Source organism: Stenotrophomonas sp. YIM B06876, from assembly GCF_030711595.1.
Taxonomy (GTDB): domain Bacteria; phylum Pseudomonadota; class Gammaproteobacteria; order Xanthomonadales; family Xanthomonadaceae; genus Stenotrophomonas.
Window position 1 is genome coordinate 1 of the sequence record NZ_JAUJUJ010000429.1, and the last position, 671, is coordinate 671.

The window sequence follows — 671 nt, forward strand, 5'->3', positions numbered from 1 at the left end:
GCTGAACCGCAGCTTCAGGCTGGTTACTGCCGCTCCCGATGTGACGTGCGGCAGCCTTCGGCCCGCATCGGGCCAAGTTGCGTGATCCCTCATAGCGCCCGGGAGTTCTTCAAGTTGTTCTGAAACCCATGCGCAGAGCCCAAGTAGACTGCTACGCGCCTTGAGAGTCGCCAACCCCGCTCAGCGACTTTGGATCTCGACAATACGCAAAAGCGGCAAGCGTCCCTGTATCCGCAACAACGCACCCCAACAAGAACACACCATGACCAGCAACCAACAACGCGCCGCACTACAAAACAGCATTTGGAAAATCGCCAACGATGTCCGTGGTGCCGTCGATGGCTGGGACTTCAAGCAATACGTGCTCGGCACCCTCTTCTACCGCTTCATCANAACAACGCGCCGCACTACAAAACAGCATTTGGAAAATCGCCAACGATGTCCGTGGTGCCGTCGATGGCTGGGACTTCAAGCAATACGTGCTCGGCACCCTCTTCTACCGCTTCATCAGCGAAAACTTTGCGGCCTACATCGAAGGCGGCGACGACAGCATCGACTACGCAGCGCTGTCTGACCTGGTCATCACGCCAGAAATCCGCGACGACGCCATCAAAACCAAGGGCTACTTCATCTACCCCAGCCAGTTGTTCAAGCGGGTGGCAGCCACTGCC

At 57.3% G+C, this 671-nt stretch carries 1 protein-coding gene and 1 pseudogene; both read left to right on the top strand.

Annotation, left to right across the window (positions count from 1 at the left end; genetic code table 11):
- Positions 1-262: 262 nt before the first annotated feature.
- Positions 263-373: pseudogene (locus QZH66_RS17750) on the top strand (hypothetical protein); the annotation flags it as partial.
- Positions 321-671 (top strand): type I restriction-modification system subunit M N-terminal domain-containing protein (locus tag QZH66_RS17755; protein WP_305807135.1); only part of this gene is annotated, 351 nt, incomplete at its 3' end. The pseudogene QZH66_RS17750 and the gene QZH66_RS17755, both read left to right, overlap by 53 nt.